This window comes from Pseudomonas floridensis (assembly GCF_002087235.1).
Classification (GTDB): Bacteria; Pseudomonadota; Gammaproteobacteria; order Pseudomonadales; family Pseudomonadaceae; genus Aquipseudomonas; species Aquipseudomonas floridensis.
The window spans coordinates 1-6,284 of record NZ_MUIO01000125.1; the positions used below are offsets into that span (position 1 = coordinate 1).

A 6,284-nucleotide genomic window follows, 5' to 3' on the forward strand; every position below is an offset into this window, starting at 1 on the left:
AGGGGTTTTGTCTTTGTGGCCAAGAATAAGCATCCATAATGCTCAGAGCTGGGTTAAAAAAACCACCGGTTAAGGTGGTTTTTCAAATCACTCTCCGCGGTATTCACAGCCGCTGGTGCAGGTTTCGTGTATGCGCACGGCAGATAGCTCAGGAAGCAGGGGTTTCAGTTCATTCCAGATCCATTTCGCCAGATTCTCACTGGTAGGATTCTCCAGGCCTGGGATGTCATTAAGGTAGTTATGATCCAGGCGCTCGTACAGAGGCTTGAAGATCGCCTTGATTTCGGAGAAGTCCCTTATCCAGCCAGTGTGAGGATCGACTTTGCCTGCCAGGTGGATACCGACACGAAACGAGTGCCCGTGCAGACGCCCGCATTTGTGACCTTCTGGTACATGCGGGAGGCGGTGGGCAGACTCAAATGTAAACTCTTTAAAGATTTCCAAAATGTATGAGCTCTAGGAAAATGGCGATCGCCTAAGCGACAAATGCAGGAAGCGAGTTTAACAGCAATGACCTGAAACTCCATGTCCGGCAAAGGGGAGAGCGATCTGAATCCCATCAGATTGATGGCATCTAGCCAGATGTGTTCAGTTTGAATTAAGTTCCCTCCGTTATGATGGCCGCCATAAAAGCATCGGCCGCCATGGAGCCTTCAATAATGAAAACGACGACCGGCCTGCTGGCTGCCGTAACGCTTTCAATGACTGCCTTTACCCTCCATGCTCGTAGTGTCGATCCGGACATGATCCTTCGTTTGAGCAGTGCAGGAACGCTTCAGTCCTATGAGCAACTGGATGCGCAAGCATTATCCAGGCATCCAGGTGCGACGATCATCGACACTGAGCTTACGAACCAGTACGGCAGGTATGTCTACAAGGTCGAACTGCTCGATGCACAAGACATTGAGTGGGACCTCGAAATAGACGCCGTCACTGGCCAGGTCTTCAGGAATCATCAGGATAATTAATGAATGTCGACAAACTACTGTGCGCAATCCTTGGTCTTAGCCTGGTTTGTTCGTTTGCGTATGCCAGAGATCTGAATCAGGATGAGGCTCTAAGCCTTAGGCAGCGCGGGGTGATCCTGCCACTCGAGCAATTTATCGAGCATGCGCTCGGTCTGCACCCCGGCTCGAAATTACTGGAAGCCGAGCTGGAAGAGAAAAATAACGTTTACGTTTACGAATTCGAACTGCTGACCCCACAGGGTGTTGTTCGCGAGCTCAAATTCGATGCGCGCGACAGCCGACTGTTGAAAGACGAGGAAGATTGATGCGGCTGTTACTGGTTGAGGACCATGTGCCTCTGGCGGACGAACTGGTCGCTGCCCTGGGCCGACAGGGCTATGCGGTGGATTGGTTGGCCGATGGTCGTGATGCCGTGTATCAAGGCGCGAGTGAGCCTTACGATCTCATTGTGCTGGACCTGGGTTTACCCGGCATGCCCGGGCTTGAAGTGCTTGAGCAATGGCGCAGCAACGGGCTGGCTACGCCGGTTCTGGTGCTCACCGCACGTGGTTCCTGGTCGGAACGCATCGAAGGCTTGAAAGCAGGTGCCGACGATTATCTGACCAAGCCCTTCCACCCCGAAGAGCTGCAGTTGCGTATTCAGGCGTTACTGCGTCGCTCCCACGGTCTGGCCAATCAACCGACGCTGGAGGCCGCTGGCTTGAAGCTGGACGAAGGCCGACAGTGTGTGTCGCTCAATGGTGCTGATATCCAGCTGACGTCTGCCGAATTTCGTTTGTTGCGCTACTTCATGCTTCACCCTGAGCAAATCCTTTCCAAAAGCCACCTTTCCGAACACTTGTACGACGGTGAGAACGAGCGCGACTCCAATGTGATCGAGGTTCACGTCAATCACCTGCGACGCAAGCTTGGGCGTGCGGTCATCGAGACGCGGCGTGGCCAAGGCTATCTATACGGCGGAGCGGCGGATTGAAGTCGATACAGCGACGGTTGAGCCTGGGGTTGATCGCCGTCATGGTTATCGTAGGTCTGGTCATGGCGCAAACCAGTCTCTGGTTGTTCGAGCTGGGCCTGCAGCGTTATCTGGAATCAGGACTGCGCAATGAGAGTGAAAACCTGCTGGTTGCGCTGGTGCGCGGCCCTGCAGGTCTCCAACTGGATGACCATCGGTTGTCCGGAGCGTACCAGCGTCCATTGTCCGGCCATTACTTTCGTATGGATCTGCCGCAGGGGCATTGGCGTTCTCGCTCTCTGTGGGATTTCGAATTGCCCGAGTCGGGCCCTGTCGGTTTGCACGCCAATTTTGAGCTGGGTCAGACAGGGCAGTCATTGCTGATGCTGACGGCCGAGTACCGCAAGTTCGGCAAGAAGATCTCGATCACTGTCGCGCAGGATTACACGCCGGTGAAAGCCAGTTTCCAGCGAATGCAGCAGATCGGGCTGGGGCTGGGGCTGGCCGCGTTGATTCTGGTGCTCGTGTTGCAGCGAGTCACGGTTTATCGAGCGCTGCGCCCTTTGGAAAAAGTCCGCGAACAGATTTCGCAACTGCAGCAAGGTCAACGCTCGCAACTGGACGAGCACGTGCCTCTCGAGCTCGAACCACTGGTTGCGCAGATCAATCATCTGCTGGCACATACCGAGGACAGCCTTAAGCGCTCGCGCAATGCACTGGGTAATCTGGGGCATGCTCTCAAGACACCTTTGGCGGTGTTACTCAGTCTGGCACTGAGCGAGCAACTCGATGGCAATCCGGCCTTGCGCAAAACCTTGCAAGAGCAGCTTGAGAATATTCGTCTGCGTCTGGAGCGAGAGCTTAATCGCGCACGATTGTCCGGTGACGCGCTGCCAGGCGCGCGTTTTGATTGTGACGCCGAGTTACCGGGACTCTTCTCCACGCTGGGTATGATCCACGGCGGACACCTGAACCTGATCAACAACGTTGAAAGCGGCATGTATCTGCCTTGGGACCGTGAGGACATCCTCGAGCTGCTCGGCAATCTGCTGGACAACGCCTGCAAATGGGCGGATAGCGAGGTGCAGCTGAATATCCTGCGTCAGGATCAGGGCTTCCGTCTGGTGATCGACGACGATGGTCCCGGCATTCCCGAGGCTCGACGTGCCGAAGTGTTCAGCCGGGGGGCTCGCCTTGATGAGCAGATCACCGGGCATGGCCTTGGACTGGGTATCGTTCGCGATATTGTCGAGGCGTGGGGCGGTCAGTTGCAATTACTGGACAGTCCTCTGCACGGGCTTCGGGTTCAGATTGATCTTCCTGAGCGTACCGCCCCGTAGCACATCATGTGCATCGTTTTCTGACCGACAATCAGGACAAATCTTAATATTCAGACAACGTGGCCGATAAAGGACAGGTGTACCGGACTTTATAAAAACAACCATAAGGCCACTCCTATGCGTCTTAGTCTGAAAGCCAAGGTTCTGTCGCTGGCGATAGTGCCGGTTCTAATGTTCGGGCTGGTGATCAGTGCGACCACCGTATTCATGTTGCATCAGCAGGCTGATCGAGAGGTCAATGACACGCGAGAGCGCCTGCTGTCCGAGGCCAAGACAACGCTGCAAAATTATGTCGCCATCGCCATGACGGCGATCAAGCCGCTTTACGATGCGGCAGTGCCCGGCGATGAAGCGGCACGGGCGACAGCCATCAAGCTGCTTTCGTCGGTGTCCTACGGCAAGGACGGCTACCTTTTCGGCTACGACTCTCAGGTCGTACGTATTTTCAGAAGCACCAACCCTGACGGTCTGGGCAAGAGTTTCAACGATGTTCGCGACCCTAACGGCGTCTACCTCAATCGTGAACTGGTGGCCGTTGGCAAAGCAGGCACGCATTACGTCATGTACTCCTCAGCCTTACCCGGCAAGACCGAACCCGTGCCCAAGATCGGTTATACCGAATACCTGCCCAAATGGGATCTGGTCGTCGGCTCTGCCGTCAACCTCGACGGAATTGACGCGCAGGTCGCCGTCGTCAGGCAGAACGTCGAGGCGCGTTTGCAGGAAATGCTTTACAGCATTCTGGGTATCACCTTGCTGGTGCTGTTGATTATCAGCGTCATCGGCGTGCTGATGACAGGCACCTTGCTGCGCCCTTTGCGGCTGATGAAAAATAATCTGGATGACATCGCGGCCGGGGAGGGTGACTTGACGCGTCGCCTGGCAATCACCAGCAATGACGAACTCGGTGAGCTGGCCGGTTCGTTCAACCGTTTCGTCGACAAGATCCATGGCCTGGTCCGCCAGATCACCGAGATGACCGGACAATTGAACGGCCTGGTAAGCGAGGTCAGCGCGCAGGCGTCACGCTCCGAGAGCGCCATGGAGCGTCAACGCCACGAAACCGATCAGGTGGCCACGGCCATCAATGAAATGTCTGCAGCCGCGCAAGAAGTCGCCAAGAGCGCGCAGGGCGCTTCCGTGGCTGCGCAGCAAACCGATGAGCAAGGCCGCACCGCCAAACGTGTCGTCGACGGCAGCATCAGGCAGATCCATGCGCTGGTCGATGACATCCGCAAGAGCGGCACGTCGCTGGACAGTCTGCAGCAGAATGTGTCGTCGATCGTCAGTGTGCTGGGCGTAATTCGCTCGATTGCCGAGCAAACCAACCTGCTGGCCCTGAATGCGGCCATCGAAGCGGCAAGAGCCGGGGAAGCCGGTCGCGGTTTTGCGGTGGTAGCGGATGAGGTGCGAGCGCTTGCCAGTCGCACCCAGCAGAGCACCCAGGAAATCCAGAGCATGATCGACCGTCTGCAACAGGGCACTCAGGAGGCAGTGTCTGCCATGCGCCGCTCCAGTGAAGCGGGCGACGGAACGTCGACCCAGGCCAATGAAGCGGGCTTGTCCTTGGGTACCATTGGCGAATTGATTGCGACGATCAACTCCATGAACGCGCAAATCGCCAGCGCCGCCGAAGAACAGACTGCTGTGGCCGAGGAGATCAATCGCAGCGTGCATCAGATCGCCGGAGCGGTGGAGAGCGTGGCGGATGAAACCCGGCAAAGTGCGCAGACCTCGCGCAGTCTGGCTGATTTGGGTACGCGCCTTGGCGTGTTGGTGGGTCAGTTCCGGGTCTGACCGGTCTGCCATCATTCCAACGGCACTCGTACGGTTGTCCGCTGACTAAGCTCTAGACCGCGCGCAATGCGCGGTCTATTGACATGGACTGGACATGAACGAAACCGTACAGCAATACAAAACACTTCTTCTGCTACTGGCCGGCGTAACCATTGCCTTCATCTGGATTCTGCTGCCGTTCTACGGCGCAGTATTCTGGGCCGTGATTCTGGGCATCATCTTTGCGCCTATGCAGCGAAGGCTGCTGCTGCGCTTCGGCTGGTCGCGCAATCTGACCTCCTTGTGCACGCTGATGATCTGCCTGGTGATCGCAATTCTGCCGGTGATCGTCATCAGCGCCTTGCTGGTTCAGGAAGGCACGACCCTGTACAAGAACGTCGAAACCGGGCAACTGGATATCGCGGGCTATCTGGCTGAATTCAAAACGCTATTGCCGCACTCACTTCAGGCGTTGCTCGACCGGCTTGGCATGGGCGACCTTGAAGGGTTACGCGACAAGATCGCCAAAGGCGCCATGCAGGGCAGTCAGTACCTGGCAACCCAAGCGTTCAGTTTTGGACAGGGTACATTCGATTTCGTGGTGAGCTTCTTCATCATGCTGTATCTGCTGTATTTCTTTCTGCGCGATGGCCACGAGCTGGTCCGCAAGATTCGCAACGCCGTGCCGCTGGGCGAACAGCAGAAGCGCCGCCTGCAACTCAAGTTCACTCGTGTGGTGCGTGCCACGGTCAAGGGCAACGTCGTGGTTGCGGTGACTCAAGGCGCGCTGGGTGGGTTCATCTTCTGGGCACTGGATATCCCAAGCGCGTTGCTCTGGGCGGTCGTCATGGCGTTTCTGTCGCTGTTGCCAGCGGTAGGGGCGGGCATCGTCTGGGCGCCTGTGGCGCTGTACTTCCTGCTCAGCGGCATGATCTGGCAAGGTGTGGTGCTGGGGTTGTTCGGTGTGTTCGTTATCGGGTTGGTGGATAACGTGCTGCGTCCGATTCTGGTCGGCAAGGACACCAAGATGCCGGATTACCTGATTCTGATTTCCACTCTTGGCGGGATGTCGGTATTCGGCCTGAACGGTTTCGTCATCGGCCCTCTGATTGCCGCACTGTTCATCTCCACCTGGGGGCTATTCACCAGCGCCAAGAAGCCGGTACGTTTGCCGGGCTAGGCTCGTTTGAAAGCAAACTGTAAGGCAAAAAAAAACCTGCTCAAAAGCATAATGCTGTTCACTTAAGC

Annotated in this window: 7 protein-coding genes and 1 pseudogene; 7 read left to right on the forward strand and 1 reads right to left on the reverse strand. The window is 56.5% G+C overall.

The genetic code is table 11. The annotated features are described in order from the left end of the window. Window positions 1-87 precede the first annotated feature (87 nt). A complete protein-coding gene (gene queD, locus BZK31_RS25375) occupies window positions 88-444 on the reverse strand; it encodes a 6-carboxytetrahydropterin synthase QueD (protein WP_004884620.1) in 357 nt (118 codons plus the stop codon). A 215-nt stretch (window positions 445-659) separates the two neighbouring features. Between queD and BZK31_RS25380 the strand changes: the two genes are divergently transcribed. The 7 genes and pseudogenes from BZK31_RS25380 (at window position 660) to BZK31_RS25405 (ending at window position 6,216) form a co-directional block, all read left to right on the forward strand. After that, window positions 660-968: a PepSY domain-containing protein gene (locus tag BZK31_RS25380; RefSeq protein ID WP_083185997.1), complete on the forward strand. Its 309-nt coding sequence runs from the start codon at window positions 660-662 to the stop codon at window positions 966-968. Beyond that, the gene (locus tag BZK31_RS25385) at window positions 968-1,273 is read left to right on the forward strand and encodes a PepSY domain-containing protein (protein ID WP_083185998.1); all 306 of its coding nucleotides are present in this window, start codon (window positions 968-970) and stop codon (window positions 1,271-1,273) included. Before BZK31_RS25380 ends, BZK31_RS25385 begins: the two co-directional genes overlap by 1 nt. Continuing rightward, window positions 1,273-1,941 (forward strand): response regulator transcription factor, encoded by a 669-nt coding sequence (locus BZK31_RS25390; RefSeq protein WP_083185999.1) that lies wholly within the window; start codon window positions 1,273-1,275, stop codon window positions 1,939-1,941. Before BZK31_RS25385 ends, BZK31_RS25390 begins: the two co-directional genes overlap by 1 nt. Continuing rightward, on the forward strand, window positions 1,938-3,260 hold the full coding sequence (locus tag BZK31_RS25395) for a sensor histidine kinase (protein ID WP_083186000.1): 1,323 nt from the start codon (window positions 1,938-1,940) through the stop codon (window positions 3,258-3,260). The genes BZK31_RS25390 and BZK31_RS25395 overlap by 4 nt, the downstream gene beginning before the upstream one ends. A gap of 207 nt (window positions 3,261-3,467) precedes the next feature. Continuing rightward, a pseudogene (locus BZK31_RS30685) lies at window positions 3,468-4,199 on the forward strand (cache domain-containing protein); the annotation flags it as partial. A 102-nt stretch (window positions 4,200-4,301) separates the two neighbouring features. Further along, complete coding sequence (locus BZK31_RS30690) at window positions 4,302-5,057, forward strand: methyl-accepting chemotaxis protein (RefSeq protein WP_425273304.1); 756 nt, start codon at window positions 4,302-4,304, stop codon at window positions 5,055-5,057. A gap of 94 nt (window positions 5,058-5,151) precedes the next feature. After that, complete coding sequence (locus BZK31_RS25405; protein WP_083186002.1) at window positions 5,152-6,216, forward strand: AI-2E family transporter; 1,065 nt, start codon at window positions 5,152-5,154, stop codon at window positions 6,214-6,216. Window positions 6,217-6,284 lie beyond the last annotated feature (68 nt).